General features: G+C 69.1%; 26 protein-coding genes. 18 read left to right on the top strand and 8 right to left on the bottom strand.

Annotated features, from left to right (window positions below):
* Positions 1-1086: an MlaD family protein gene (locus EPD65_RS01960; protein ID WP_131581440.1), complete on the top strand. Its 1086-nt coding sequence runs from the start codon at positions 1-3 to the stop codon at positions 1084-1086.
* 175 nt (positions 1087-1261) lie between these two features.
* Here EPD65_RS01960 and EPD65_RS01955 read toward each other — a convergent pair whose 3' ends face one another.
* Positions 1262-2518: a phospholipase D-like domain-containing protein gene (locus tag EPD65_RS01955; RefSeq protein WP_131581438.1), complete on the bottom strand. Its 1257-nt coding sequence runs from the start codon at positions 2516-2518 to the stop codon at positions 1262-1264.
* A 72-nt stretch (positions 2519-2590) separates the two neighbouring features.
* Between EPD65_RS01955 and uvrB the strand changes: the two genes are divergently transcribed.
* From uvrB to EPD65_RS01925, 6 genes are all read left to right on the top strand, one after another.
* Complete coding sequence (gene uvrB, locus EPD65_RS01950) at positions 2591-4690, top strand: excinuclease ABC subunit UvrB (protein WP_131581436.1); 2100 nt, start codon at positions 2591-2593, stop codon at positions 4688-4690.
* A complete protein-coding gene (locus tag EPD65_RS01945; RefSeq protein ID WP_131581434.1) occupies positions 4687-5073 on the top strand; it encodes an MmcQ/YjbR family DNA-binding protein in 387 nt (128 codons plus the stop codon). Before uvrB ends, EPD65_RS01945 begins: the two co-directional genes overlap by 4 nt.
* Positions 5070-6071 carry an NAD(P)/FAD-dependent oxidoreductase gene (locus tag EPD65_RS01940; protein ID WP_131581432.1) on the top strand — a complete coding sequence of 334 codons (1002 nt, stop codon included), beginning with the start codon at positions 5070-5072 and terminating at the stop codon, positions 6069-6071. Before EPD65_RS01945 ends, EPD65_RS01940 begins: the two co-directional genes overlap by 4 nt.
* A gap of 122 nt (positions 6072-6193) precedes the next feature.
* On the top strand, positions 6194-7435 hold the full coding sequence (locus EPD65_RS01935) for a glycosyltransferase family 4 protein (protein ID WP_131581430.1): 1242 nt from the start codon (positions 6194-6196) through the stop codon (positions 7433-7435).
* Complete coding sequence (locus tag EPD65_RS01930) at positions 7435-8193, top strand: class I SAM-dependent methyltransferase (RefSeq protein ID WP_131581428.1); 759 nt, start codon at positions 7435-7437, stop codon at positions 8191-8193. The genes EPD65_RS01935 and EPD65_RS01930 overlap by 1 nt, the downstream gene beginning before the upstream one ends.
* Positions 8193-9293, top strand: coding sequence for a prenyltransferase/squalene oxidase repeat-containing protein (locus EPD65_RS01925; protein WP_131581426.1), 1101 nt, complete (start codon positions 8193-8195; stop codon positions 9291-9293). Before EPD65_RS01930 ends, EPD65_RS01925 begins: the two co-directional genes overlap by 1 nt.
* On the opposite strand, the gene EPD65_RS01920 is transcribed toward EPD65_RS01925, so the two are convergent.
* From EPD65_RS01920 to EPD65_RS01910, 3 genes are all read right to left on the bottom strand, one after another.
* Positions 9277-10104 (bottom strand): family 16 glycosylhydrolase, encoded by an 828-nt coding sequence (locus tag EPD65_RS01920; RefSeq protein WP_131581424.1) that lies wholly within the window; start codon positions 10102-10104, stop codon positions 9277-9279. The two genes, EPD65_RS01925 and EPD65_RS01920, sit on opposite strands and share 17 nt — an antisense overlap.
* Positions 10101-10775 carry a hypothetical protein gene (locus tag EPD65_RS01915; protein ID WP_131581422.1) on the bottom strand — a complete coding sequence of 225 codons (675 nt, stop codon included), beginning with the start codon at positions 10773-10775 and terminating at the stop codon, positions 10101-10103. Before EPD65_RS01915 ends, EPD65_RS01920 begins: the two co-directional genes overlap by 4 nt.
* A 162-nt stretch (positions 10776-10937) precedes the next feature.
* A complete protein-coding gene (locus EPD65_RS01910) occupies positions 10938-11597 on the bottom strand; it encodes a class I SAM-dependent methyltransferase (protein ID WP_243640388.1) in 660 nt (219 codons plus the stop codon).
* 33 nt (positions 11598-11630) lie between these two features.
* Between EPD65_RS01910 and EPD65_RS01905 the strand changes: the two genes are divergently transcribed.
* Both EPD65_RS01905 and EPD65_RS01900 read left to right on the top strand, forming a co-directional pair.
* The gene (locus tag EPD65_RS01905; RefSeq protein ID WP_131581420.1) at positions 11631-12161 is read left to right on the top strand and encodes a flavin reductase family protein; all 531 of its coding nucleotides are present in this window, start codon (positions 11631-11633) and stop codon (positions 12159-12161) included.
* A gap of 2 nt (positions 12162-12163) precedes the next feature.
* A complete protein-coding gene (locus EPD65_RS01900) occupies positions 12164-12610 on the top strand; it encodes a TetR/AcrR family transcriptional regulator (protein ID WP_243640404.1) in 447 nt (148 codons plus the stop codon).
* A 69-nt stretch (positions 12611-12679) separates the two neighbouring features.
* Here the strand turns inward: EPD65_RS01900 and EPD65_RS01895 are convergent, their stop codons facing one another.
* A complete protein-coding gene (locus EPD65_RS01895; RefSeq protein WP_131581416.1) occupies positions 12680-13552 on the bottom strand; it encodes an HpcH/HpaI aldolase/citrate lyase family protein in 873 nt (290 codons plus the stop codon).
* A 4-nt stretch (positions 13553-13556) separates the two neighbouring features.
* On the bottom strand, positions 13557-14633 hold the full coding sequence (locus EPD65_RS01890; protein ID WP_131581414.1) for an HpcH/HpaI aldolase/citrate lyase family protein: 1077 nt from the start codon (positions 14631-14633) through the stop codon (positions 13557-13559).
* 33 nt (positions 14634-14666) lie between these two features.
* Between EPD65_RS01890 and EPD65_RS01885 the strand changes: the two genes are divergently transcribed.
* From EPD65_RS01885 to EPD65_RS16145, 9 genes are all read left to right on the top strand, one after another.
* Positions 14667-17015, top strand: a complete 2349-nt coding sequence (locus tag EPD65_RS01885) for an ATP-binding cassette domain-containing protein (protein WP_207891379.1) — start codon at positions 14667-14669, stop codon at positions 17013-17015.
* A 30-nt stretch (positions 17016-17045) separates the two neighbouring features.
* Positions 17046-18515: an LVIVD repeat-containing protein gene (locus EPD65_RS01880; protein WP_131581410.1), complete on the top strand. Its 1470-nt coding sequence runs from the start codon at positions 17046-17048 to the stop codon at positions 18513-18515.
* A 48-nt stretch (positions 18516-18563) separates the two neighbouring features.
* Positions 18564-19364, top strand: a complete 801-nt coding sequence (locus EPD65_RS01875) for an FAD-binding oxidoreductase (protein WP_131581408.1) — start codon at positions 18564-18566, stop codon at positions 19362-19364.
* Positions 19365-19443: 79 nt separating this feature from the next.
* Positions 19444-20691, top strand: a complete 1248-nt coding sequence (locus EPD65_RS01870; protein WP_243640387.1) for an NADH:flavin oxidoreductase/NADH oxidase family protein — start codon at positions 19444-19446, stop codon at positions 20689-20691.
* A gap of 357 nt (positions 20692-21048) precedes the next feature.
* A complete protein-coding gene (locus EPD65_RS01865; protein ID WP_131581404.1) occupies positions 21049-21762 on the top strand; it encodes a hypothetical protein in 714 nt (237 codons plus the stop codon).
* Positions 21734-22336, top strand: a complete 603-nt coding sequence (locus EPD65_RS01860; RefSeq protein WP_131581402.1) for a cytochrome c oxidase subunit 3 — start codon at positions 21734-21736, stop codon at positions 22334-22336. Before EPD65_RS01865 ends, EPD65_RS01860 begins: the two co-directional genes overlap by 29 nt.
* An 11-nt stretch (positions 22337-22347) precedes the next feature.
* The gene (locus tag EPD65_RS01855; protein WP_131581400.1) at positions 22348-22614 is read left to right on the top strand and encodes a hypothetical protein; all 267 of its coding nucleotides are present in this window, start codon (positions 22348-22350) and stop codon (positions 22612-22614) included.
* Positions 22615-22665: 51 nt separating this feature from the next.
* Positions 22666-23304, top strand: coding sequence for a DUF6338 family protein (locus EPD65_RS01850; protein WP_131581398.1), 639 nt, complete (start codon positions 22666-22668; stop codon positions 23302-23304).
* A 10-nt stretch (positions 23305-23314) separates the two neighbouring features.
* A complete protein-coding gene (locus EPD65_RS16145) occupies positions 23315-23476 on the top strand; it encodes a hypothetical protein (RefSeq protein ID WP_165872848.1) in 162 nt (53 codons plus the stop codon).
* Positions 23477-23486: 10 nt separating this feature from the next.
* On the opposite strand, the gene EPD65_RS01845 is transcribed toward EPD65_RS16145, so the two are convergent.
* Both EPD65_RS01845 and EPD65_RS01840 read right to left on the bottom strand, forming a co-directional pair.
* The gene (locus tag EPD65_RS01845) at positions 23487-24161 is read right to left on the bottom strand and encodes an MBL fold metallo-hydrolase (protein ID WP_131581396.1); all 675 of its coding nucleotides are present in this window, start codon (positions 24159-24161) and stop codon (positions 23487-23489) included.
* On the bottom strand, positions 24134-24850 hold the full coding sequence (locus tag EPD65_RS01840) for a DinB family protein (RefSeq protein WP_131581394.1): 717 nt from the start codon (positions 24848-24850) through the stop codon (positions 24134-24136). Before EPD65_RS01840 ends, EPD65_RS01845 begins: the two co-directional genes overlap by 28 nt.
* Between the last annotated feature and the right edge of the window lie 10 nt (positions 24851-24860).

Genomic DNA, 24860 nt, shown 5'->3' with positions numbered 1-24860 from the left:
ATGCTGAAGAAGTTCGACAAGCTCACGCTCAGCTTCGTCGCCCTGGTGGCGGTCTTCCTGCTGCTGATGGCCTACATGGTCACCTCGGTCCTGAAGCTCCCGCTCACCGGCGCTCCGGACCGGATCACGGTCCACATGGCGCAGACCGGCGGCCTCTTCAAGGGCTCGGCTGTCACGTACCGCGGCGTCAACGTCGGCACCGTGACGGACATCAAGGTCGGCAAGACCGGCCCGGATGCGACGGTCACGTTCCGCAACGGTGCCAAGGTGCCGAAGACCGTCGACGCCAAGGTGATCAGCCTGTCGCCGATCGGTGAGCAGTTCCTCGACCTGTCGCCGAAGTCCGCTTCCGGCCCGTACCTCGAGGGTGGCGACCAGATCAGTGCTCAGGCGGTGTCGCTGCCGATCACGGTCGCGTCGGCGGCTGACAACCTGGACAACCTGCTCGACGAGATCAACGACAAGGACGTCAAGATCCTGATGACCGAGCTCAACGCTGCGGTCAAGGACAGCGGCGACGACCTCGATCGACTGCTGACCTCCAGCAACCAGCTGGTCACGACCCTCGACAGCTCCTGGGGCAAGACCAACGAGCTGCTGACCAACGGTCTGACGGTCAACCAGATCCTGGCGCGCCACACGGCGGACCTGCAGAACTTCTCGAAGTCCGCAAAGTCCCTGACGGCCTGGCTGGTGAAGTTCGACCCGACGTTCCAGCGGATCCTGAAGAACGCTCCGGCGGACCTCAAGACCGTGGGCAGCCTCGTCGAGGAGCTCGGCCCGATCCTGCCGGCGCTCCTGAAGAACCTGAACGCCACCACGGACATCCTGGCCGACCGTGACGCCAGCCTCCGGGCCCTGGCCCAGGTGACGCCGGGCTCTCTCGGCAAGGCCATGAGCAGCATCCACGGTGGTTCGTGGTACCTGCGGGCGTTCCTCGACGGCGAGTCGCTCTGTGACTACGGCGGCCCGAAGTCCGACCCGTCGCGGTTCGACCCGAACCCGATGAACCGCAACGGCCACTGTGGCTCGAACCCTGCCCGCTGGCGCGGTGCGAACCACGCCCTGCCGCCGATCAACAAGTGATCGACGCCTAGCAGCACGGACCGAGGCCCGGCCCCCGACAGGGGACCGGGCCTCGTCCCATTTCACGGAGTGCAGAGGGCAGCAGCGCAGTGGTGAGGGGCAGGACCGCAGCACCGAGAGGGCAGCACCGCAGTGCCGAGAGGGCAGCACCGCAGCTCAGTAGCTGCGCTCTGCGTCAGAGCAGGGGGCGCAGCGGCCCGAGGATCGCCTCGGTGAAGCGCCGGTAGACGTCGCGGGACTCCCACTCGTCCATGGTCAGCTCGGCGCAGTTCGACAGGTCGGTCTCGAAGATCGTCTCCATCACCTGCGCCTGGGCGGGGTCGATGATCTCGACATTGATCTCGTAGTTGCCCTGCATGCTGAGGCGGTCGACGTTCGCCGTACCGATGGTGGACCAGCTGCCGTCGATGGTGGCGGTCTTGGCGTGCACCATGGCGTCGCGGAAGCGGAAGATCCGGATGCCGGCGTCGAGCATCTGCGCGAAGTAGCCGCGCGAGATCCAGTCGGCCACGATGTGGTTGGACTTGCGCGGCAGCAGGATGCGTACGTCGACGCCGCGGCGGGCCGCCTCGCGGAGGGTGTCGACGAAGTTCGCGTCCGGGATGAAGTAGGCGTGCGTCATCCACACCCGGCTCGTGGCGCGGTTGATCGCCTCGAGGTACATCGACCGGATCGGGAAGCTCCACAGCGTCGGGATGTTGCGGTGGAAGCGCATCCGCGGCTCCCACTCGGAGGCGGTCTCGAGCAGCAGCGGCCGCTCGTTGGCACGGAAGCGGCGCTTGCGGTGCAGGTTCCAGAAGTCGGCGAAGGTGCGCTGGAGGTCCCAGACGCCGGGGCCGGTGATGCGGCAGTGGGTGTCACGCCACTCGGTCGCGTAGGCCGACCCGATGTTGTAGCCACCGACGAAGCCGACGGCGTCGTCGACCACGAGGATCTTGCGGTGGTCGCGGCCGTAGTGGCGCAGGTCGAAGAAGCGGAGGCCGGCGTTGTAGACGGGGTAGCGCAGCACCTTGATGGCCGCCGGGAAGCGCTTGAACGACGGCGGCACGACGAGGTTGGCGAAGCCGTCGTAGATGACGTGGACGGCGACACCCCGACGCGCGGCACGGACCAGCGCCTGCTTGAAGCGCTGGCCGATCTCGTCGTCCTTCCAGATGTAGGTCTCGAAGAGGATCTGGCGCTCGGCGGAGTCGATGGCCGCCAGCATGTCGTCGTACAGGTCCTGCCCATAGGTGTACGTCGTGATGGTGCCGTCGCCGACCGGCACCTCGATCGGCGCGGTGATCGGGAACGGCTTCGGCTTCTTGTTGCGTCGTCGGTAGGAGTCCACGAGGGTCAGCGAGATCGCGAGGATCACCTGGATGCCGACGATGGTGAGCAGGGCGCGGCGCGCATGGCGCGCGGCTCGTTCGAGGGCAGTGGCTCGGCTCACGGGCTCAATGTAGCCATGCAGGCATCACCGCGAGGGCAGAGGGCTGTCAGTGGTGACAACTACGCTGGCCGCATGCGACCAGTGACCGATCTGGAGCGACGCGTAGCGCCGTTCCGCGTGATCTCCGACTACGAGCCGTCCGGCGACCAGCCGGCCGCGATCGCCGAGATCAGCAAGCGCCTCGACGACGGCGTGCAGGACATCGTGCTGCTGGGCGCGACGGGCACGGGCAAGACGGCGACGGTCGCCTGGGTGGCCGAGCAGGTGCAGCGTCCGCTGCTGGTCCTGCAGCCCAACAAGACGCTGGCGGCGCAGTTCGCCAACGAGCTGCGGCACCTCTTCCCGGACAACGCGGTGGAGTACTTCGTCAGCTACTACGACTACTACCAGCCTGAGGCCTACGTGCCGCAGACGGACACCTACATTGAGAAGGACTCCTCGATCAACGAGGAGGTCGAGCGGCTGCGTCACTCGGCGACCAACTCGCTGCTGACCCGGCGCGACGTGATCGTGGTGTCGACCGTTTCCTGCATCTACGGTCTCGGCACCCCGCAGGAGTACGTCGACCGCATGCTGCGGTTCAAGGTCGGAGAGGAGCACGACCGCGACCAGATCCTGCGGCGCCTCGTCGACAACCAGTACACGCGCAACGACATGGCCTTCACCCGCGGCACGTTCCGGGTGCGCGGCGACACGCTCGAGGTCTTCCCGGTCTACGAAGAGCTCGCGGTCCGGATCGAGTTCTTCGGCGACGAGATCGAGCGGCTGATGACGCTGCATCCGGTCACGGGCGAGGTGGTCACGGAGGACGAGGAGCTGCACATCTTCCCGGCGACCCACTACGTGGCGGGGCCGGAGCGGATGGAGCGCGCCATCCGGGGCATCGAGACCGAGCTCGACGACCAGCTCGAGACGTTCAAGCGCCAGGGCAAGCTGCTCGAGGCACAGCGACTGCAGATGCGCACGTCGTACGACGTCGAGATGATGCGACAGGTCGGCTCCTGCTCGGGCATCGAGAACTACTCGATGCACATGGACGGCCGCGAGCGGGGGACCGCGCCCAACACGCTGCTCGACTACTTCCCCGAGGACTTCGTGCTCGTGGTCGACGAGTCGCACGTCGCGATCCCGCAGATCGGCGGCATGTTTGAGGGAGACATGTCCCGCAAGCGCAACCTCGTCGACCACGGCTTCCGGTTGCCCAGTGCCATGGACAACCGGCCGTTGCGCTTCGAGGAGTTCCTCGACCGCATCGGTCAGACCGTCTACCTGTCCGCGACGCCGGGCAACTACGAGCTCGACAAGGTCGAGGGCGACGTCGTGCAGCAGATCATCCGGCCGACCGGTCTCGTCGACCCCGAGGTCATCGTCAAGCCGACGAAGGGCCAGATCGACGACCTGATCCACGAGATCCGGCTCCGCACGGAGAAGAACGAGCGGGTCCTGGTCACGACGCTGACCAAGAAGATGTCGGAGGACCTGACCGACTACCTGCTCGACGCCGGCATCCGCACGCGTTACCTGCACTCCGAGGTCGACACCCTCAAGCGCATCGAGCTGCTGCGCGACCTCCGCCTGGGTGAGTACGACGTGCTCGTCGGCATCAACCTGCTGCGTGAGGGCCTCGACCTCCCGGAGGTCTCGCTGGTCGCGATCCTCGACGCCGACAAGGAGGGCTTCCTCCGCTCGGACAAGTCGCTGATCCAGACCATCGGTCGTGCGGCGCGCAACGTTTCCGGCGAGGTTCACATGTACGCCGACAAGATCACGCCCTCGATGGAGAAGGCGATCGAGGAGACCAACCGTCGCCGGGCGATCCAGGTGGCCTACAACACCGAGCACGGCATCGATCCGCAGCCGCTGCGCAAGAAGATCGCCGACATCTCCGAGATGCTCGCTCGCGAGGCCGAGTCGACCGACGAGCTGCTCGCCGACTGGCAGAAGTCCGACGCTCAGAAGAAGTCGCCGACGCCGAACCTGTCGAAGCTGCACAAGGACATCCCCGACACCGCCGGACTGCCGACCAGCGATCTCGCGCAGCTGGTGCAGGAGCTGACCGACCAGATGAAGACGGCGGCAGCCGAGCTGCAGTTCGAGGTCGCGGCCCGGCTGCGTGACGAGATCTCGGAGCTGAAGAAAGAACTACGCCAAATGCTCGAGGCGACCAAGTGAGTCGCGAGGAGAGTCCGCTGGCGGCGTTCGCGGCCTCGCTGCCCGGGGCTTGGCCGGACAGCCCGTGGGGTGAGGACCATCTCGTCTACAAGGTGGGCCCCGCTGAGCACGGCAAGATCTTCGTCTTCATCGGCGAGGACGGCATCGGCATCAAGTGCGGCGCCACGCGCGACATCGCCGACGAGTGGCTGCAGCGGTATCCCGAGGACGCCAGCGTGATGGCGTACATCGGCCGCTCGGGGTGGAACGATCTGCGCTCGGGCGGCTCGATCCCCGAGGACGAGCTCCGCGAGGCTGTGCTCGACTCCTATGCGCTCGTCGTCGGCAAGCTGCCGAAGAAGCATCGACCCGACGGCTGGGACCTGCCACCATCGATCGTGTGAGCACGGATCGTCCGCGTGCGGGACAGCTCCACCACGACGTCGACCTCCTCGTCATCGGGGCGGGTCCGGCTGGCCTCTTCGCGACGTACTACGCCGGCTTTCGCGGCCTGAGTGTCGCGATCGCGGACGCGCTGCCCGAGCTCGGCGGACAGATCACCGCGATGTACCCGCACAAGCCGATCCGCGACGTCGCGGGTTTCCCCGACATCAGCGGCACCGATCTCGTCGACGGACTGATCCGACAGGCGGCGACGGCCGATCCAGCGTACCTGCTCGGGCGGGTGGCGACGACGCTCGACGCACGTGAGGACGGTGTGGACGTCGGATTCGACGACGGCACCTCGGTCTCCGCAGGGGCTGTCCTGCTGACCACCGGCATCGGCCGGTTCCGGCCGAGGTTGCTGCCAGCCGCGGGGGAGGCCTGGGCCGGTCGCGGGGTCGACCACTTCGTCACCGACACCAGCGCGTACGTCGGCGCCGACGTGCTTGTCGTGGGCGGCGGCGACAGTGCGCTCGACTGGTCGCTGCACCTCGCGCCGGTCGCGCGCTCGGTGACGCTGGCGCATCGCCGCGACACCTTCCGCGCCCATGCGGCTCTCCTGGCGCAGGCCCGCGCGGCGGGGGTCGAGGTCGTGACCCCCGCGGAGGTGGCCGCCGTCCGTGGCAACGGCCGGGTCGAGGAGGTGGATCTCGACGTCGGGGGAGAGGTGCGCACCCTGCGGGCGCAGCGGATCGTCGCTGCGCTCGGATTCGTGGCGGACCCGGGTCCTCTGGAGCGCTGGGGGCTGGCGCTCGACCATCACCACGTCGTGGTGGACAGCGCGATGCGCACCAACCTGCCGCGCGTGTTCGCGGCCGGCGACATCACGTCGTACGCCGGAAAGGTGCGGCTGATTGCGGTCGGGTTCGGTGAGGCGGCGACGGCGGTCAACAACGCGACTGTCGCCATCGATCCGGCGGCGCACCTCTTCCCGGGCCACTCCACCGACGCCGGCTGAGGAATGTGGCGTAGGCCACGGATTGACCGCGGAAGGGTGGACGGCCTGTCCGGCGTTCTCGATGCGCTTAGGCTTGTCCTTCGTGCCGTCGCGGCGCGAGTGTCTGAAAGGTTGGTGACGGCATGCGCATTGCACTGCTGTCGTATCGCAGCAAGCCCCACTGTGGTGGGCAGGGCATCTACGTCCGCCACCTCAGCCGCGAGCTCGTTGCGCTCGGTCACGAGGTCGAGGTCTTCTCCGGTCAGCCGTACCCCGAGCTGGACGAGGGCGTGACGCTCACCAAGGTCCCCAGCCTCGACCTCTACCGCGAGCCCGACCCGTTCCGGATTCCGAAGCTCCGCGAGTTCCGCGACCTGATCGACGTGCAGGAGTTCGCGATCATGTGCACGGCCGGGTTCCCCGAGCCGCGCACCTTCGCCAAGCGCGTCATCAAGCTGCTCCGCGAGCGCAAGGACGACTTCGACGTCGTCCTCGACAACCAGGTGCTCGGCGGCGGCCTCCTCGAGGTCGAGGAGCTCGGCTTGCCGATGGTCACCGCCATCCACCACCCGATCACCTTCGACCGCCGGATCGACATCGCGGCGGCGAAGACGCTCCGGCGCAAGCTCAGCCTGCGCCGCTGGTACGGCTTCCTCGGCATGCAGGGCACGGTCGCCCGTGCTGCCCGCAAGGTGATCACGGTCAGCGAGTCGTCGTACGCCGACATCGTGAAGGACTTCGGCGTGGACCCCGACCGCATCGAGGTGATCCACCTCGGCGCGGACAACGAGTTCCAGCCGCCGGTTGTCGAGCGGGTGCCCGGTCGCCTGCTGGCGATGGCCAGCGCCGACTCGCCACTCAAGGGCATCGATGTGTTGCTGGAGGCGTTCGCCAAGCTCCGCACCGAGCGCGACCTCCACCTGATCCTGGTGTCCAAGCCTCAGGAGGACGGCCCGACCATCAAGCTGATCGAGCAGCTCGGCATCGGCGACGCGGTCGAGTTCCGCAGCGGCCTGACGCAGACCGACCTGGTCGCCCTGATGGGTTCGGCCGAGCTGGCCGTCGTCCCCTCGCGCTACGAGGGTTTCTCGCTGCCGACGGTCGAGCTGATGGCCTGCGAGACGCCGCTCGTCGTGAGCCGCGCCGGCTCGATCCCGGAGGTCGTCGGTCCCGACGGCCTGTGCGCCGACCTCGTCCCGCCCGGCGACGTCGAGGCGCTGCGCGATGCGATCGCCGCACTGCTCGACGACCCCGAGCGTCGCGCCCGTTACGGCGCCGCTGGCCGCAAGCGCGTCGACGAGACGTTCAGCTGGCGCGCCGCCGCCACGCACACCGCTGAGGCCCTGGCCGGGGTCATCGAGCAGAAGAAGCAGGAGAACCACTGATGCTGACCGTCGACTTCGACCGCCTGGGCCTCAAGGCTGGCGACCGGGTCCTCGACATGGGGGCCGGCGCCGGTCGCCACTCGTTCGAGATCTACCGCCGTGGCGGCAACGTCATTGCCTTCGACCAGAACGCCGACGAGCTCTCGCAGGTCCGCGACCTGTTCCACGCGATGAAGGAGGTCGGCGAGGCGCCGGCCGAGGCGGAGGCGGACGTCAAGGAGGGTGACGCGCTGTCGCTTCCCTTCGCCGACGGCGAGTTCGACCGCGTGGTCTGTGCCGAGGTCCTCGAGCACATCCACCGCGACGTCGACGCGATCAAGGAACTCATCCGTGTCCTGCGTCCGGGCGGCACGATGGCGATCACGGTGCCCCGCTGGCTCCCCGAGGTCATCAACTGGAAGCTGTCGTCGGCGTACCACAACGCCGAGGGCGGCCACATCCGGATCTACACCGACCACGAGCTCGTCGACAAGGTCACCAAGGGCGGCCGGATGAACGACGGCACCGACGGCGACGCGATGATCTTCGAGGGCAAGGACTACGCCCACGGCCTCCACGCGCCGTACTGGTGGCTGAAGTGTGCGGTCGGTGTCGAGAACAACGACAACCCGCTCGTGAAGGCGTACCACCAGGTCCTCGTCTGGGACATCATGAAGACGAAGGGCTGGAGCACCCTGACGCGCGGTGCGGAGAAGGTGCTCAACCCGGTCATCGGCAAGTCGATGGTGCTCTACTTCCGCAAGCCGGACGCTGCCTGATGCACCCCCAGATCCCGTACGTCGAGGGCGTGCTGACCGCCGAGGACGTGGCCGCGACGGCCGCATCGATCGCGCGCATGCAGGAGTCCGACGGCGGCATCCCGTGGACCACGGGGGAGCACACCGACATCTGGAACCACGTCGAGGCGGCCATGGCGCTGCTCGTCGGTGGGCAGGTCGAGGCGGCCGAGAAGGCGCTGCGCTGGGTGCCGACCCTGCAGCGTGCCGATGGCTCGTGGCCGATGAAGATCGTCGCCGGCGAGGTCGAGGACGACCGCGGCGAGGTCAACATGTCGGCGTACCTCGCGGTGGGGGTGTGGCATCACTGGCTGGTCCGTCGTGACCGTGCCTTCGTCCAGGAGCTCTGGCCGAGCGTGCGCGCCGGTCTCGACTTCGTGGTCTCGCTCCAGCAGGACTGGGGCGGCATCCAGTGGACGCCGCAGGACGACTTCTGCCTGCTGACCGGCTGCTCGTCGATCTACCAGTCGCTGCGCGCAGGCGTCGCGCTCGCCGAGCTCCTCGACGAGCCGCAGCCCGAGTGGGAGCTCGCCGGCGGCCGGCTGGGCCATGCGATCCGGCAGCACCCGGAGCGCTTCGCCGACAAGTCGAAGTACTCCATGGACTGGTACTACCCGGTCCTCGGCGGCGCCGTCCGCGGTGGAGCGGCGCATGAGCTGCTGGCCACGCGCTGGAGCGACTTCGTCGTCCCCGACCTGGGCTGCCGCTGCGTCGACACCAACCCCTGGGTGACCGGTGCCGAGACCTGCGAGCTGGTGATGGCGCTCGACGCCATCGGCGACCACGAGCGCGCCCTCACCCTGCTCAAGGACATGCAGCACCTGCGCGCCGAGGACGGCTCCTACTGGACCGGCTGGGTCTACGAGCTCGAGGGCTACGAGAACGAGAACCCGAACGTCTACTGGCCCGTCGAGCACACGACGTACACGGCGGCAGCGGTGCTGCTGGCGGTGGATGCGCTCGGCGAGCGCTTCGGTGGCAGCACGCCGGGTTCGGGCATCATGCGCGGCGAGACGCTCGCCGCGGACTTCCCGGAGATCGCGCTCGAGTGCGGGTGCAGCGAGGTCAGCACATCCCGGTGACCGGTGTGGTCGCTGGGGTGAGCGCGGGCGTCGTCGACGGGATCGTCGAGCCGGCCTTCGCCAGGCTGAAGTAGCGGTCCCAGTCCGTGGTGGCGCGCGTGTGCGTCATCGCCTTCCCGGCGGTGCCGTCGAGCACGAGCCGCGGGACGAGCGGCGTGGTCGTGAACGCGCCGGGAGCCTGGGCGGACGTCAGGCTGCCGACGGCCTTGCCGTCGACGAACCACGTCATCGCGGTGTCCTTGATCTCGACCGCATAGGTGTGGAACACGTTTGCCTGGCTCAGGGCCAGGGGAGTGCGGGTCCAGGTCGAGGCGCCGTTGCGTACGCCGAGCTGGGTCGCTGTGCTGCTCGTGTAGCCATTCCAGCTGGCCAGGGTCACCGCGGTCGTGCCGCAGCTCGACGGCAGGGTGCCGGCGGGGACCAGCTCGAGCCGCACCTGGTACGCCGTCGCGGTCGCCCACTGCTTCGACTTCATCCGGAACTCCCAGCGACCGCGGCTGTGGGCGTTGCCGTCGAGCCAGGTGACGACGTCACCCGTCGCCGTCGCGTTGTACGACGCGGGGCCGCTGTCGAGTCCGAGCTGTCCGTAGTAGATCCCGACGCGACCGGTGCCGTCGACGAAGTCGCGCCAGCCGACGGTCGACTCGCCGCGCTCCCAGTCCCAGACCTCGGTGGCGCCGCCCCAGCCGTACGTCGAGCTGGCGGTCGTCGCGGCGTTCGCTCCGCCGAGCGGGGAGATGAAGGGGCTCAGGCCCGCGGCGACGAGGGCGGCCGCTGCGGTCGCGATGCCCGCGCGGAAGCGGCGGGTCACGAGACGACCACCGTCGCCGGGAAGGACGGGAACCAGCCGACCAGGGTGTTGGTGCCCGCGGGGGCCCAGTCGCGGGCGACGGCCCGGTAGGTCCGGGTGCCGGCCGAGTCGAGCGTGAGCGACGCCGTCGCCTTTCCGGTGCTGTCGAGCGCGAAGGGGCCGGCCACCCAGGTCCAGGTGCCGTCGGCGTTGCGGCGCTGCAGCGACATCTCGCGTCCGGCCCGGATCGGGCCGGTGCCCGATCCGAGGGTCACCGTGACCGTGGAGCCGACGGTGGCAGTCTTCGGCAGCGCGATGCTGGCGTCCTGCTGGAGGCCGTCGACGCGCAGGCTCGGCGTGAGGCGGGCGCCGTCGGTCGAGGTGGCGGCGGCGTAGACGCGGTAGCGGTTCTGCTCCATGGCGTGGACGCGCGTGGAGAACGTGTAGGCGTGGTTGCTCGTCGTGGCGCTCATGACGGCGACCCAGTAGCTGCAGGTCGAGCCGCTGTAGCCCACGCAGCGGTCGAGGCGGACCGAACGGGCTGCCGGGCCGGGGAGTGCGGTGACCTTGACCGTGAGTGCCTCACCGGGAATGCCCGAGGTGCGGCTCACGGCGAGCGTGCCGCCGCTGGCGGTCGATCCGGTGGCGCTGCCCGACAGCACCACGGGTGCAGCGAGGAGCAGGGTCGCCACGACCGACGCCCGCGCTGCGCGCGCACCTTGTACACGCTTGTTCCCACGAATCACGGAAGACACGCTAGGTGACTTCTGCCATTTTGGCGACATGGGTCACACAAATGACCCGTCTGCCCGGGAATTCAGCCCGATCGATCAGGCTGATCGGCCGGCATGCGGTCAGTGCGTGCGGCGCAGCACCCGCATGGATCCGAGCGCCTCGATCTCCTCGAAGTCACCGCGCGCCAGCGTCGGCAGGTAGATCTCCTCGTACGGCGGCCGGCCGCCGTCCGCGGGGTCGGGGAAGACATCGTGGATGACCAGGACGCCACCGACGGCGACCTGCGGCACCCACGTCTCGAAGTCCGTGCGCGCGGGCTCGACACCGTGGCCGCCGTCGATGAACAACAGCGCGAGCGGCGTACGCCAGACGCGGCCGACCGGGCCGGACTGGCCGACCAGCGCGACGACGTGGTCCTCGAGGCCGGCGCGCTCGATGGTGCGACGGAAGAAGGGCAGGGTGTCCATGCGGCCGGTCTCGGCATCGACGACGTCGGTGTCGTGGTGCTCCCAGCCGGCCTGGTTCTCCTCCGAGCCGTGGTGGTGGTCGAGTGCGAAGACGACGCCGTCGCCGACCGCCTTCGCCGCCGCGCCGAGGTAGACCGCGGACTTGCCGCAGTAGCTGCCGACCTCGAGCGCCGGCCCGGTCGGCAGCTGGGCCAGCGCCCAGCGGTGCAGCAGCATCCCCTCGTCCTCGGGCATGAAGCCCTTGGTGCCACGGATCAGGTCACGCAGCTCGTCGGACAGGGTCGACTGGGCAGCGGAGGGGGTCTCGGTCACCGGGTCACCGTAGCGGTCTGGGAGACTTCTCCCATGCCCGGCACCTCCGACTTCGAGCTGCGCCCGGGCGAACCCGTCGACATCGACGACTCCGCTGCGGCGCGGGTCCGGGCGCGTTACTTCCGCGAGGTCGTCGGCGAGTTCGCGACGGGCGTCGTCGTGGTGACGGCGTACGTCGAGGGTCGGCCGGTGGGCATGACGTGCCAGACGTTCTCCAGCGTCTCGCTGGACCCGCCGCTGGTGAGCTTCATCCCCGCCCGTACGTCGCGGTCGTGGCCGTTGATGCGTGAGGCCGGGCACTTCTGCGTCAACGTGCTTGCTGCCGACCAGGCCGATCTGGCGGGAGTCTTCGCGTCGAAGGGTGCGGACAAGTTCGCCGGTCTCGCCTGGCGCCCGGCCGGGAGCGGTGCGCCGATCCTCGAGGGCGTGCTGGCGTACGTCGACTGCACCATCGCGGCCGTCCACAGCGCGGGCGACCACGACATCGTGATCGGTCAGGTGCGTGCGCTGTCGAAGCTCTCCGACGCGGAGCCGCTGCTGTATCACCGTGGAGCCTTCCGGTGACGATGGACGACTTCGCCGAGAAGGTGACCCGTCGCTTCTTCGGCTTCTGCGAGAACCAGCGCACCCAGGCGGCGGTCATCGCGACGATCCGTTCGGCGATGGAGGGCGAGGGCCGCAGCCAGAAGGTCTTCCGCCGGCTCAACCGGCTCGTCTTCGTGCCGCTCGCGGGACCCGCGGGCCTGCACGTCTCGACCGTGCGCCTCCAGCTCGCGCTCGGCACGCTCTCCGCCGCGGCGATGATGCGCTACCAGATGAAGCTCGAGCCGCTCGCGTCGATGGATCTCGAGGACCTGGTCCAGGCGCTCACTCCGGCGGTGCGTGGCGCGCTCCAGGCCGAGCCGGTCGGCGAGATCGAGGCCTGGGACGACGAGGCCGCGCCGTACCCCCGGGCGGAGCCGCACCGGCTCGATGCCCGCCGTCAGTGGAAGCTGACCGGCCGCCTCTCCTGACCAGAACCCGGGTCTGAAGACGCCAAAACCCGGGTTTCGGCGGACCAAAACCCGGGTTTCGCGGATGGATCAGTTGGCGGCGAGTGCCTCGATCGCAGCAGCGATGGAGAGCGTGCGCTTGGCGGACTCGACGTGGAGGTTCTCCACCATCTTGCCGTTGTAGGTCACGACGCCACCGTCGGAGGACTCGAACGCCTCGATCAGGCCCTTGGCGTTCTCGACCGCGGCCTCGGACGGGGCGAAGCCCTCGTTGGCCGGCGCGATCTGGCCCGGGTGGATGATCGTCTTGCCGTCGAAGCCGAACTGACGGCCCTGCTCGACCTCCGCGAGGAAGCCCTCCTCGTTCTTCACCTCGTTGTAGACGCCGTCGAGGATGACCTTGCCGGTGGCGCGCGCCGCGAGGACGGCGTGCTGCAGCGAGGTGACCAGGTTCGTGCGACCGGGGACGTGGTCGACGAAGAGCTCCTTGACCAGGTCGTTGGTGCCGAGGACGGCGACCGTGAGGCGGTCGGAGGCACCGAGGATCTCGCGGGCGTCGAGGATCGCCTGCGGCGACTCGATCATCGCCCAGAGCTTGGTGTGCTCCGGGACGCCGGCAGCCTCGAAGGAGGCGATGAGCTCGCGCACCTGCTCGGCGGAGTTGACCTTCGGAACGACGATCGCGTCCGGCCCGGCGGCAGCGGCGGCCGCCAGGTCCTCGGCGTGCCACTCGGTGTCCGCACCGTTGATGCGGATCGTGAGCTCCTTGGCGCCGTACTCGCCCGACTTCACCGCAGCTGCGGCGTTGAGGCGCGCCTGCGGCTTGGCGTCGGGGGCGACGGCGTCCTCGAGGTCGAGGATGAGGGCGTCGACGGCCAGCGTCTTCGCCTTCTCCAGCGCGCGCTCGTTGGACGACGGCATGTAGAGGACCGTACGGCGGGGGCGGAAAGCCTGCTCAGTCATGGATTCAGTCCACCTCGATCGCGTCGTACATGGCCTTCAGGTCGGGGTCGGTCGCGGCGAGACGCTCGGCGAGCTCGACCATGACCTTGCACTGCTTCACGGAGGCGTCGTCCTCCATCTTGCCGTCGAGCATAACGGCGCCCGTGCCGTCGCCCATGGCGGCGATCACGCGGCGCGCGTGCTTGATGTCCTCGACAGACGGCGAGAAGACCTTGTTGGCGATCTTGATCTGGACCGGGTGCAGCGACCAGGCGCCGACGCAGCCGAGCAGGAACGCGTTGCGGAACTGGTCCTCGCAGGCGACGGTGTCCTTGATGTCGCCGAACGGGCCGTAGTACGGGAACAGGCCGTGCATCGCACACGCGTCGACCATGCGGGCGATCGTGTAGTGCCACAGGTCCTGCTGGTACGTCGTGCGGGCGGCGTCGTACTGCAGCTCGCCGGCCTCGTTGCGCGGGGCGTCGGCACGGACCAGGTAGCCCGGGTGGCCGCCACCGACGCGGGTGGTCTTCATGCGGCGGTCGGCGGCGAGGTCGGCCGGGCCGAGGGAGAGGCCCTGCATGCGCGGCGACGCGGCGCAGATCTCCTCGATGTTGGCGACGCCCCGAGCGGTCTCGAGGATCGCGTGGATGAGGATCGGCTTGGTGATCCCGGCCTTCGCCTCGAGCTGGGCGAGGATCCGGTCCATGTAGTGGATGTCCTCGGCGCCCTGCACCTTGGGAACCATGATCACGTCGAGCTTCTCGCCGATGGCGGGGACGAGCGTGGTCAGGTCGTCGAGCACCCACGGGGAGTCGAGCGAGTTGATGCGGGTCCAGAACTGGGTCGGACCGAAGTCGACCTCCTGGCCGATCTTCACGAGGCCCTCGCGGGCGATCTCCTTGTTCTCGGCCTTGACGGCGTCCTCGAGGTTGCCGAGGAGGACGTCGACGGTGCCGACCATGTCCGGGACCTTGGCGGCCATCTTGGGGTTGCCCGGGTCGAAGAAGTGGATCGCACGGCTCGGCTTGGCCGGGATCTCGCGGACCGGTGCCGGAGCGCCGACGGCGAGCGGGGAGAAGAAGTCCTTGGCTGAACGCATGAGCGCGATGCTACTTGTGCCCGCACCGGCATGATGGGCCTCGTGCATGCTGCGGACAACCACGACGTCATCCGGGTGCAGGGCGCCCGCGAGAACAACCTCAAGGACATCTCGGTCGAGATCCCGAAGCGCAGGCTGACGGTCTTCACCGGTGTCTCGGGCTCGGGCAAGAGCTCGCTGGTCTTCGGCACCGTCGCGGCCGAGAGCCGGCGGCTGATCGACGAGACCTACTCGACGTTCGTGCAGGGCTTCATGCCGAACCTGCCGCGGCCTGACGTCGATGTCCTGTCCGGCCTGACGACCGCGATCCTGGTCGACCAGGAGCGGATCGGGGCGAACCCGCGCTCGACGCTCGGCACGGTCACCGATGCCAACGCGATGCTGCGTTCGCTCTTCAGCCGGCTCGGCCAGCCGTACATCGGCGGCCCGACGGCGTTCTCCTTCAACATCCCGACCACCAAGGTCGGGGGAGTGAGCGTCACCGAAAGCGGCAAGAAGAACGTCATCAAGCAGCAGGTCTACCTCGGCGGCATGTGCCCGGCCTGTGAGGGGCGCGGCACGGTCTCCGAGCTCGATCTGAGTGCGATCGTCGACGAGAGCCGGAGCCTGGAGGAGGGCGCGATTCTGGTGCCCGGCTACACCGCCGACGGCTGGATGGTGGCGGCGTTCAAGGCGGTCGTCCCGTCCGACGTGCCCGTCGGCAAGCTGACCGACGCGCAGAAGCAGGACCTGCTGTACGCCGAGCCGCGCAAGGTCAAGGTCGACAAGATCAACATGACCTATGAGGGCCTGATCCCGAAGATCAGGAAGTCCATGTTCAGCAAGGACCCCGACAGCCTGCAGCCGCACATCAAGGCGTTCGTCGAGCGGGCCGCGGTCTTCGGCGAGTGCCCGACCTGCGACGGCACCCGGCTCAACGACTCGGCCCGCACCTCGAAGATCAAGGGCGTCGACATCGGCGACGTCTGCCGGATGCAGGTCACCGACGTGGCTGCCTGGGTCCGGACCATCGAGGAGCCCGGCGTCGCGCCCCTGGTCGCTGGCCTGCTGCACCTCCTCGACGCGCTGACCGAGATCGGCCTCGGCTACCTCTCCCTCGACCGGCCGTCCGGCACGCTCTCGGGCGGCGAGGCGCAGCGGACGAAGATGGTCCGCCACCTCGGCTCGGCGCTGACGGACGTCACCTACGTCTTCGACGAGCCCACGATCGGCCTCCACCCGCACGACATCGAGCGGATGAACACGCTCCTGCTCGAGCTCCGCGACAAGGGCAACACGGTGCTCGTCGTCGAGCACAAGCCCGAGACGATCGCGATCGCCGACCACGTCGTCGACATGGGGCCGGGCGCCGGCACACACGGCGGCGAGGTCGTCTTCGAGGGCACGTACGACGAGCTGCGGGCCGCCGACACGCACACCGGGCGCGCGTTGGCCTACCGCGCCGCGCTGAAGGAGACGGTCCGCGAGCGGACCGGGGTCCTCGAAGTGCGCGATGCGACGTCGCACAACCTCGACCACGTCGACGTCGACATCCCTACCGGTGTGCTGACCGTCGTGACGGGTGTGGCGGGATCGGGCAAGAGCTCGCTCATCCACGGCTCCGTCGCAGGCCGCGAAGGCGTGGTGGTCGTCGACCAGGCACCGATCAAGGGATCCCGCCGCAGCAACCCGGCGACGTACACGGGACTGCTCGAGCCGATCCGCAAGGCGTTCGCGAAGGCGTGCGGCGTGAAGCCCGCGTTGTTCAGCGCCAACTCGGAGGGCGCCTGCCCGACCTGCAACGGCGCCGGCGTGATCATCACCGAGCTGGGCTTCATGGACACGGTCTCGACGCCGTGCGAGGACTGCGGCGGCAAGCGCTTCCAGGCGGACGTGCTCGAGCTGCGCTGGGGCGGGCTCAACATCGCCGAGGTGCTCGACCTGCCGGTGACCGAGGCGCTCGCGTTCTTCAGTGAAGGCGAGACGAAGACGCCGGCCGCCGCTTCGATCCTGGCCCGGCTCGAGGACGTCGGCCTCGGCTACCTCCGCCTCGGTCAGCCGCTCAACACGCTGTCGGGTGGCGAGCGCCAGCGCGTCAAGCTCGCGATGAACATGAAGGACACCGGGGGAGTGTTCGTCCTCGACGAGCCGACCACGGGCCTGCACCTCAAGGACGTCGACAACCTGCTGCGGCTGCTCGACCGGCTGGTCGACGCGGGCAAGACGGTGATCGTGATCGAGCACCACCAGGCGGTCATGGCCCATGCCGACTGGATCATCGACCTCGGCCCCGGCGCCGGACATGACGGAGGCCGCGTGGTCTTCGAGGGAACGCCGGCGGCCCTGGTCGCCGACCGCTCGACCCTTACCGGCCAGCACCTCGCGGAGTACGTCGGCGCGTGACCGCCGTCACCGTCGTTCGTTGACGGATGCATGGATCACCGCAACGCCGTCCGTCGGCTCATCGCGCCCGTCGTCGTCGCCCTCGGTCTGGGCACGCTCGGCGTCGCGGGTGTCTCGCAGGGCGCGGACGACGCCTGGCCGGCCGCGACCCCGAAGGCCGTGTGCGGCCCGGGTTCGCTGCCCGAGACGTCGTGGCAGGGCCGCGTCCCGCAGGCCGACTACGACAGTGGTCGCGCCGCGCAGGGCTACTTCTGCAACACCAAGCAGGTGGCCCACCAGGGCTCGTCCGGCGGTTTCAAGGTGCAGCGCTACACCGACCCGAGCGGTCACACGTGCGCGTTCTATGACTCCACGCTGGTCGCCGGCCGCGACATCCTCAGCAACACGCTCAACGGCTCCGGCCTCGGCGTGCAGGTGCTGGACATGAGCAACCCGGCCGCGCCGGTCAAGACGGCGAGCCTGGTCACGCCGGCGATGCTCAGCCCCCACGAGACCCTGCTGGTCAACCCGGCGCGTGGCCTGCTGGTCGCGGTCATGGGCACGCTCGCCACCCTCCCGGGCGTGATGGACGTCTACGACGTCAAGACCGACTGCCGGCACCCGAAGCTGCTCTCCACCTCGCCGATGGGCATCCTCGGCCACGAGTCCGGCTTCGCGCCGGACGGCAAGACGTTCTGGAGCGCGGGCATCGCCGGCACGCTGGCGGCCATCGACCTGACCAACCCGCGCACGCCCAAGCTGCTCAAGCTGCAGACCGGCGTCGTCTACCACGGCGTCCGGCTCTCGCCCGACGGCCGAACGATGTACGTCGCCAACATCGGCTCGCCCTCCGCCACGGGCATCTCCGGTGGCGGCCTCCGGATCCTCGACGTCAGCCAGGTCCAGGACCGCGTGCGCAACCCGCAGATCAAGACGCTCTCCAGCCTGACCTGGCGTGAGCTGTCGATCCCGCAGGTCGCGGAGCCGTTCACCAAGAACGGCCGGAAGTACGTCATGGAGGTCGACGAGTTCATCGACCTGTTCTCGCTCAAGGGCCTGACCAGCATGAAGACCGCGCCGGTGGGAGCCGCCCGGATCATCGACGTGACCGACCCGGTCCACCCGAAGATCATCTCCAACCTCCGCCTCGAGGCGCAGCAGCCCGAGCGCCGCGACGCCGAGTGGAGCGACCCGGGTGCGTCGTTCCCCGCGCAGGGGTACGCCGCCCACTACTGCTCGATCCCGCGGACCAACGCCCCGAAGCTGGTCGGCTGCTCGATGATCCTGTCGGGCCTGCGGCTCTTCGACATCAGCGACCTGGCGCACCCGAAGGAGGCGGCGTATTTCAACCGTCCGCTCACCAAGGCGAAGGGCGCGGTCATCCTCCCGCCGGCCATCGGCTCGTGGGCGATGAGCGCTCCGGCGTACGACGCGGCACGCGGCCAGGTCTGGTACACCGACGGCAACTCCGGCTTCTACGTCGTGCAGCTCACCAACGGCACGGCGGCCCTGCTCAAGTGACGGTGGTCACGGCGACGTGGTGTCCCGGTAACCCGTAGTCTGCTTTACATGTCAGGCCAGATTGTCGAAATTGACTCGTACCTCCTCCCTGTCGTCGAGGTCGTGGAAGAGACCCACGATGCACTCACGGTCGCCCTCGAGGTGCCCGCGGAGTTTGCTGCGGAGTTCGACTACCGGCCCGGCCAGTTCCTGACGATCGCCGTGCCGAGCGACACCCACGAGCTGGCTGCGCGCTGCTACTCGCTGTCGTCCTCGCCGCATGACGGCGGCCCGCTGCGCGTGACGATCAAGCGCACTGCCGAGGGCTATGCGTCCAACTGGATCGCCGACAACCTCAAGCCCGGCCACAGCCTGCGGGTGCTGCCGCCCGCCGGCATCTTCACGCCGAAGGACCTCGACGACGACCTGCTGCTCTTCGCCGGCGGCTCGGGCGTCACGCCGATCATGTCGATCACCCGCACGGCGCTCGCGCACGGCTCCGGGCGGATCGTCGTCTTCTATGCCAACCGCGACGAGAAGTCGGTCATCTTCGCGCGCGAGTTCGCCGAGCTCGCTGCAATGCACCCCGACCGGCTGCTCGTCGTCCACTGGCTCGAAAGCGTCCAGGGCCTGCCGACGCAGGACCAGCTGAAGGCGTTCGCCGCCCAGTTCTCGTCGTACGACGCGTTCTGCTGTGGCCCGGGGCCGTTCATGAAGTCCGTGTCGCTGGCCCTGCGCGAGCTGGAGTTCCCACGCGAGCGTCGTCACCAGGAGAAGTTCGTGTCGCTTGCCGGCAACCCGTTCGGTGACGGCTTCTCCGTCGACACCGTGGAGTACGAGGTCGGAGCCTCCGACGCCGACGGCGCCTGAGGCTCCACCTGGAGGCGTACGTCGAAGTTCCTCCCGTGGGTGGACGCCGGGGTCCTTCACGGGTGGATAGATTGCGCCGGTGATCGAGACCTCCCTGACCCTGCCCTGCGGCGTCACGCTGCCCAACCGCCTGGCCAAGAGCGCGCTCTCCGAGCAGCTTGGCACGATCGGGTCGCACGCCCCGGATGGCCGCCTGGTCAAGCTCTACTCCCGCTGGGCGCAGGGCGGCTCGGGCCTCCTGGTCACGGGCAACGTGATGGTCGACCGCCGTGCACTGGGCGAACCGGCCAACGTCGTCGTCGAGGACGACCGTGACCTCGAGGCGCTCTCCGCCTGGGCCGCCGCGGCGAAGTCCGACGGTGCCGTCGCCCTGGTCCAGGTCAACCACCCCGGCCGCCAGTCGCCGCGCTCGCTGTCGCCGCGTCCCGTCGCGCCGTCCGCGATCGGCCTGAAGGGCATGGGTGGTGCGTTCGCCGTCCCGCGCGAGCTGACCGTGGCCGAGATCCAGGACCTCGTCGCCCGGTACGCCGAGACGGCCCGCGTGTGCGTGGAGGCCGGCTTCGACGGCGTACAGCTGCACGGCGCGCACGGCTACCTGATCAGCCAGTTCCTCTCGCCACTCGCCAACCAGCGCACCGACCAGTACGGCGGCTCCACGGAGAACCGGGCCCGCTTCCTCCTCGAGATCGCCGCCGCGACGCGTGCCGCGATCGGTGCCGACAAGGTGCTCTCGGTCAAGCTCAACAGCGCCGACTTCCAGCGCGGCGGGTTCAGTGAGGACGAGTCGATCGTGGTGGCGAAGGCGCTCGAGGCGGCCGGTGTCGACCTGCTCGAGATCTCCGGCGGCACCTACGAGGTTGGCGCCATGATGGGCGTGACCAAGCGTGAGTCGACGCGGCAGCGCGAGGCCTACTTCCTGGACTTCGCTGAGCGCCTCCGTGGTGAGGTCTCGCTGCCGCTCATGGTCACCGGTGGCTTCCGCACCAAGGAGGGCATGGACGAGGCGATCGCGACCGGCGCCGTCGACGTGATCGGCCTGGGCCGCCCGCTCGCCGTGGATCCCGACTTCCCGCGCCTGCTCCTGGCGGGCAAGCGCTCGGAGGTCGCGGGCATGGAGCCGCGCTCCATCGGCATCCGCAAGCTCGACGCGATGGCCGAGGTGGTCTGGTACACGACGCAGCTGTGGCGCATGGGCCGCGGCAAGGAGCCCGCGATCACGAAGCCGTCCGCCGTCGGCGTGGGGGAGTACGTCGTCAAGTCGCAGCTGCCGGCCGTCGTACGCGGCGTGGCCGGGCAGGTCCCCGGCCTTGGTGGCCTCTTCCGCTGAGGGTGTGACGACCGTCGCCGACGAAAGTCGGGACAACTAGAGACTTACGGCCCTGCCGCAGTAGCCGGATCGCTGCCTAGTCTGAGGTCACGAAAGCCCCTCCCGGCCTTCACCTCCTGATGGTCCCGGTGACTTCCCCCCCCTCTGGCCACCGACCGTCGACAACGGCCCCGCCACGACACGCTCGTTGCGGGGCCCTGTCGCGTCCGGGGCCGGTCGCACTCTCGGGCGGGTGAGGCAGGTCTCGTTGGCACGGCTGTCCTGGCGCGCCTATGGTTCTGACCGATCGGTTAAATGACCGATCGGTCAGACGGCCGATCGCCGTCGGGTCCTCCTCGTCTGCAAGGGAGCGCCGCCATGGTGCACGACAAGTTCCTCATGCGCCTGGGCGCGTGGTCCGGGTTCGCCTACATCGCGATGTTCGGACTCGGCTGGCTGGTGCTGGCGCACTTCATGCCGCCGATCGCACCCTCGGCGTCGGCCGCGGCGGTGGCCGCGCGCTACACCGAGCACCACTGGGCGCTGATGGTGGCGGCCGTCGCGATGATGGTCTCGACCGTCATGCTCCTCCCGCTCGGCGCGCTGCTGATGCAGCTGACCGCGAAGATCGAGCGGGGCGTCGGTGCCCTCACGCTGATGATGGGCCTCACGGTCGCGACCACGATGGTGCTGACCTTCTACACGGGCCTCTCGTTCGACGTGGCGGCGTTCCGGACGGGCCGGTCGGCCGAGATCGTGCAGGCCTTCGATGACGCCGCCTTCCTCCAGTTCATGGGCGGCACTCCGATGTTCCTGGCGATCTGGGGCCTGCTCGGCTACGCGATCCTCGTGACCCAGCCGCGCACCGGCATCCAGCTCTTCCCGCGCTGGGTCGGTTACGTCAGCGTCCTCGTGGTGGTCGGCTTCCTGCCGGAGGTGCTGGTCTTCCTCTTCCAGACCGGCCCGTTCGCGTGGAACGGCGCTGTCGGTTTCTGGATCCCCGCAGTCCTGCTGATCGGCTACCTCGCCGCGTCGCCGTTCGTCCTCGCCCCGGCGGTGGCCCGTGTCCTCGCTGACGACGACCGAGCCTGATCCGGTCGCAGAGCGACCGGCCCGCCGGGTGCCGGCGGAGCCGGAGTTCTGGATCCTCGTCCTCGGTGACCTGGCCCTCTTCACCGTCTTCTTCTTCGTGTGGACGACGGGGGAGCGCGCCGACCCGGCACACTTCGCCGACGGACGCGCGACGCTCGCCCGCGGGATCGGGATCGCCAACACGCTTGTGCTGCTCGCCGGATCGGCGGCGGTGGTGCGGGCGATCGCCGCACTGCGCCGCGACGACGAGCGGGCTGCCCGCGCGGCGTACGGACTCGCGATCCTCGGCGGTGCCGTCTTCCTGGTGCTCAAGGCGGTCGAGTACGCCGGCCACCTCCGGCACGGCGTGGACGCGCTCGCCGGGCCGTTCTACATCGACTACTTCGTGTTCACAGGAGTCCACGCACTCCATGTCGTGCTCGGCATGGTGCTGCTCGGTGTCGCTCGGGCGCGCGTCGGTCGCGGTCCTGCGGGCGCGGCACGGCCGATGGTGCTGCAGGAGGCGGCGGCGACGTACTGGCACGTGATCGACATCGTCTGGATCGTGCTCTTCACCCTCATCTACCTCGGCTGACGGAGGCTGTCGTGCGTGCTCATGAGGCGACTCGTCGCCACCTTCCTGCACTGGTCGTGCTCGTGCTGCTCGCCGGCCTGCTCGCGCTCTCGGTGTTGCTCGCGGACGTGTCGTCCGGCGTTGCCCTGCGCCTCGCCGTGCTCGGCCTGGCAGCCCCGAAGGTCGCCCTCGTCGCATCGGAGTACGTCGAGGTGCGCGGCTCGGCGCGCTGGCTCACGGCGGTCTGGACGGTGTGGTGGATCGGGACCTTTGCGGGGTTGGCGATCCTCTCGGTGTAAGGCTGTGGAGGGCGACCTCAGGATGTCGGTGGCTGCTGCGACAGTGCCTGCGTGCCAACTTCGATACAGGCCGCTGCCGCACTTGTGCTGAGCCTCCTTCCTGGCGCGCTCTACATCTGGTCCGTCGAGCGCATGGCTGGACGGTGGGGCGTTGCGCTGAGCGACCGGCTGTTTCGGTTCGTCGGTACGTCGGCCGTCTTCCACGCGGTCGCGGCACCCGCGACGTACCTTCTCTGGCGTTCCCAGTGGCTTTCAGTGCGCAACGGTGACCCTGTGACTTGGTGGCTGTGGCTGGCGCCACTCGCCTACGTCCTCCTCTCGCTGGCCGCCGGCACGGCCATCGGATGGGGTAGTAGGAATGGCAGGGGCTGGGCGCGGGCGTTCACGGGACCTGACCCTGCTCCGCGTGCGTGGGACTACCTGTTCCAAGGTGGCCGCGACGGCTGGATCCGATTGCGGCTCAAGTCGGGGTCGTGGATTGGGGGCGCATTCGCCACAACGGAATCGGGTCTCAAGTCCTACACCGCGGGCTACCCAGAGCCGCAGGACGTCTTCCTGGCGACCGCTGCTGACATCGATCCGGAGACCGGTGAGTTCTTGTTTGACGAAGACGGTGCGCCCCGCCTGCGAACGGGTGGCGTCCTCGTTCGGTGGGAGGAAGTCGAGTACCTTGAATTCATCGATGCCTGAGGAGGCAGCCATGTCCAAGAGCGTTCGCAAGACCACGGGCTTCGCCGTGGAGAAGCGCGGTGGCTACAGTTCCTCGACCAAGCTCGTCACCAAGCTCTCCCCGCCGCCGCGCGGTGCGGCGCCGGGCGCCAAAGTCGTTCAGGCGCCCACGTCGGAGAAGAAGGCCGGCTGACTCTGCGGCCCTACCAGCCGCGGGCGCGCCACTCCGGCAGGCTGGATCGCTCGGCGCCGAGCGTGGAGTCGCCGCCATGGCCGGGGTAGAACCACGTCTCGTCGGGCAGCCGGTCGAAGATCTTGGTCTCGACCTGGTCGATCAGGGTAGCGAACGCCTCTGCGTCGCCGAAGGTCGCGCCGACGCCACCGGGGAAGAGTGAGTCGCCGGTCCAGAGGTGCGGGTGACCGTCAGGATCGGTGTAGAGCAGGCAGATCGAGCCAGGGGTGTGGCCAGCGATGGCGATCACCTCGAGAGCGACGTCGCCGACGTGGACGATGTCCCCGTCGCCGACTCTCCGGGTCACCTCGACACCCGTGGCGTCGGCGATCGCGTCAGCATCCGGCTCGCCGGCCACCGTCATCGGCCGGGTCACGGCCGCGAGGTCGGCGAGGGCCCGGTGGTGGTCCCAGTGCTGGTGCGTCGTGACGATGGTGTCGACGATGCCGCCGGTGAGCTCCATGAGGGCGGGGGCGTCGTCGGCCGCATCGATCAGCAGCTGCGCGCCGGTCGTCGTACAGCGCAGGAGATAGCAGTTGTTGGCCATCTGGGGATCGACGGCGTACTTGGTGATCGTGAGGCCGGTGAGCTCGCGGACTGCGGGCTGGCCGGACGGGGTCACTGCACCCGTGTACGTCGCTTCCATGGGCCCAGCGTAGGCAGGCCCCGGATGGCGACGAGGTCATCGCCGGTGCCGCGACCGACCAGCCACCACGCGAGCGCACCAGCGGTGCCGGCGATTCCGTGTCCTCCGGCGCCGACCCGGAACGTCTTGCCGATGTCCTGGGCGTGCAGCGTGGCGGTGAACTCCTCGCCACGGTCCCAGGCCGCCTCCTCCACGAGGTACGCCGCGAACGTCGCGGGCCAGTCGGCGGGGGAGTAGTCGAGGCCCAGGTCGGCGTGGTGGATCTCGACCTCGCGCCAGCGCAGCTCGACGACGTCGACCACGGAGAGCACAGTGCCGCCGGGGGTGCGCTCGACCGAGCCGACGGCCTTGAGCATGTTGAGCTCGCCCGCGATCCGGAGGCACTGCATCTGGGTGAAGGCCTGCAGCTGCTCGAGGGACGCGGCGGCGTACGACTCGATGTCGGCGTCGCGCTGCTCGTCGCTCGCGTAGACGGGAGTGGGCGTGCCGGTGCGCAGGCCGCGGAGTGCGCCGGCGAATCCGTGGGCGTTGAGGGCGACGTGGGCGACCACGTGGGCGCGGGTCCAGCCGGGAAGGACAGACGGCTCGCGGAGCTGCTCCTCGGTGAGGCCCGCGACGGTCGTCAGGTAGCGCTGAGTCGCCTCCAGGACGGCCGTGATCGGGTTGTCGGCCGTGGCCTGCTCGCTCATGTGGGCCAGT

It is taken from the genome of Nocardioides jejuensis (assembly GCF_004337475.1).
In the GTDB taxonomy this organism is placed as follows: Bacteria; Actinomycetota; Actinomycetes; order Propionibacteriales; family Nocardioidaceae; genus Nocardioides; species Nocardioides jejuensis.
Note: the sequence above shows the minus strand (reverse complement) of the source record. Positions and strands in the feature narration are given on the sequence as shown.

Coding starts and splice junctions, on each gene's coding strand:
- EPD65_RS01900 (WP_243640404.1), top strand. CDS start 12,164: ATGGACGACTTCGCCGAGAAGGTGACCCGTCGCTTCTTCGGCTTCTGC.
- uvrB (WP_131581436.1), top strand. CDS start 2,591: ATGCGACCAGTGACCGATCTGGAGCGACGCGTAGCGCCGTTCCGCGTG.
- EPD65_RS01905 (WP_131581420.1), top strand. CDS start 11,631: ATGCCCGGCACCTCCGACTTCGAGCTGCGCCCGGGCGAACCCGTCGAC.
- EPD65_RS01895 (WP_131581416.1), bottom strand. CDS start 13,552: ATGACTGAGCAGGCTTTCCGCCCCCGCCGTACGGTCCTCTACATGCCG.
- EPD65_RS01930 (WP_131581428.1), top strand. CDS start 7,435: ATGCTGACCGTCGACTTCGACCGCCTGGGCCTCAAGGCTGGCGACCGG.
- EPD65_RS01935 (WP_131581430.1), top strand. CDS start 6,194: ATGCGCATTGCACTGCTGTCGTATCGCAGCAAGCCCCACTGTGGTGGG.
- EPD65_RS01960 (WP_131581440.1), top strand. CDS start 1: ATGCTGAAGAAGTTCGACAAGCTCACGCTCAGCTTCGTCGCCCTGGTG.
- EPD65_RS16145 (WP_165872848.1), top strand. CDS start 23,315: ATGTCCAAGAGCGTTCGCAAGACCACGGGCTTCGCCGTGGAGAAGCGC.
- EPD65_RS01890 (WP_131581414.1), bottom strand. CDS start 14,633: ATGCGTTCAGCCAAGGACTTCTTCTCCCCGCTCGCCGTCGGCGCTCCG.
- EPD65_RS01875 (WP_131581408.1), top strand. CDS start 18,564: ATGTCAGGCCAGATTGTCGAAATTGACTCGTACCTCCTCCCTGTCGTC.
- EPD65_RS01880 (WP_131581410.1), top strand. CDS start 17,046: ATGGATCACCGCAACGCCGTCCGTCGGCTCATCGCGCCCGTCGTCGTC.
- EPD65_RS01845 (WP_131581396.1), bottom strand. CDS start 24,161: ATGGAAGCGACGTACACGGGTGCAGTGACCCCGTCCGGCCAGCCCGCA.
- EPD65_RS01925 (WP_131581426.1), top strand. CDS start 8,193: ATGCACCCCCAGATCCCGTACGTCGAGGGCGTGCTGACCGCCGAGGAC.
- EPD65_RS01885 (WP_207891379.1), top strand. CDS start 14,667: ATGGGCCTCGTGCATGCTGCGGACAACCACGACGTCATCCGGGTGCAG.
- EPD65_RS01840 (WP_131581394.1), bottom strand. CDS start 24,850: ATGAGCGAGCAGGCCACGGCCGACAACCCGATCACGGCCGTCCTGGAG.
- EPD65_RS01865 (WP_131581404.1), top strand. CDS start 21,049: ATGGTGCACGACAAGTTCCTCATGCGCCTGGGCGCGTGGTCCGGGTTC.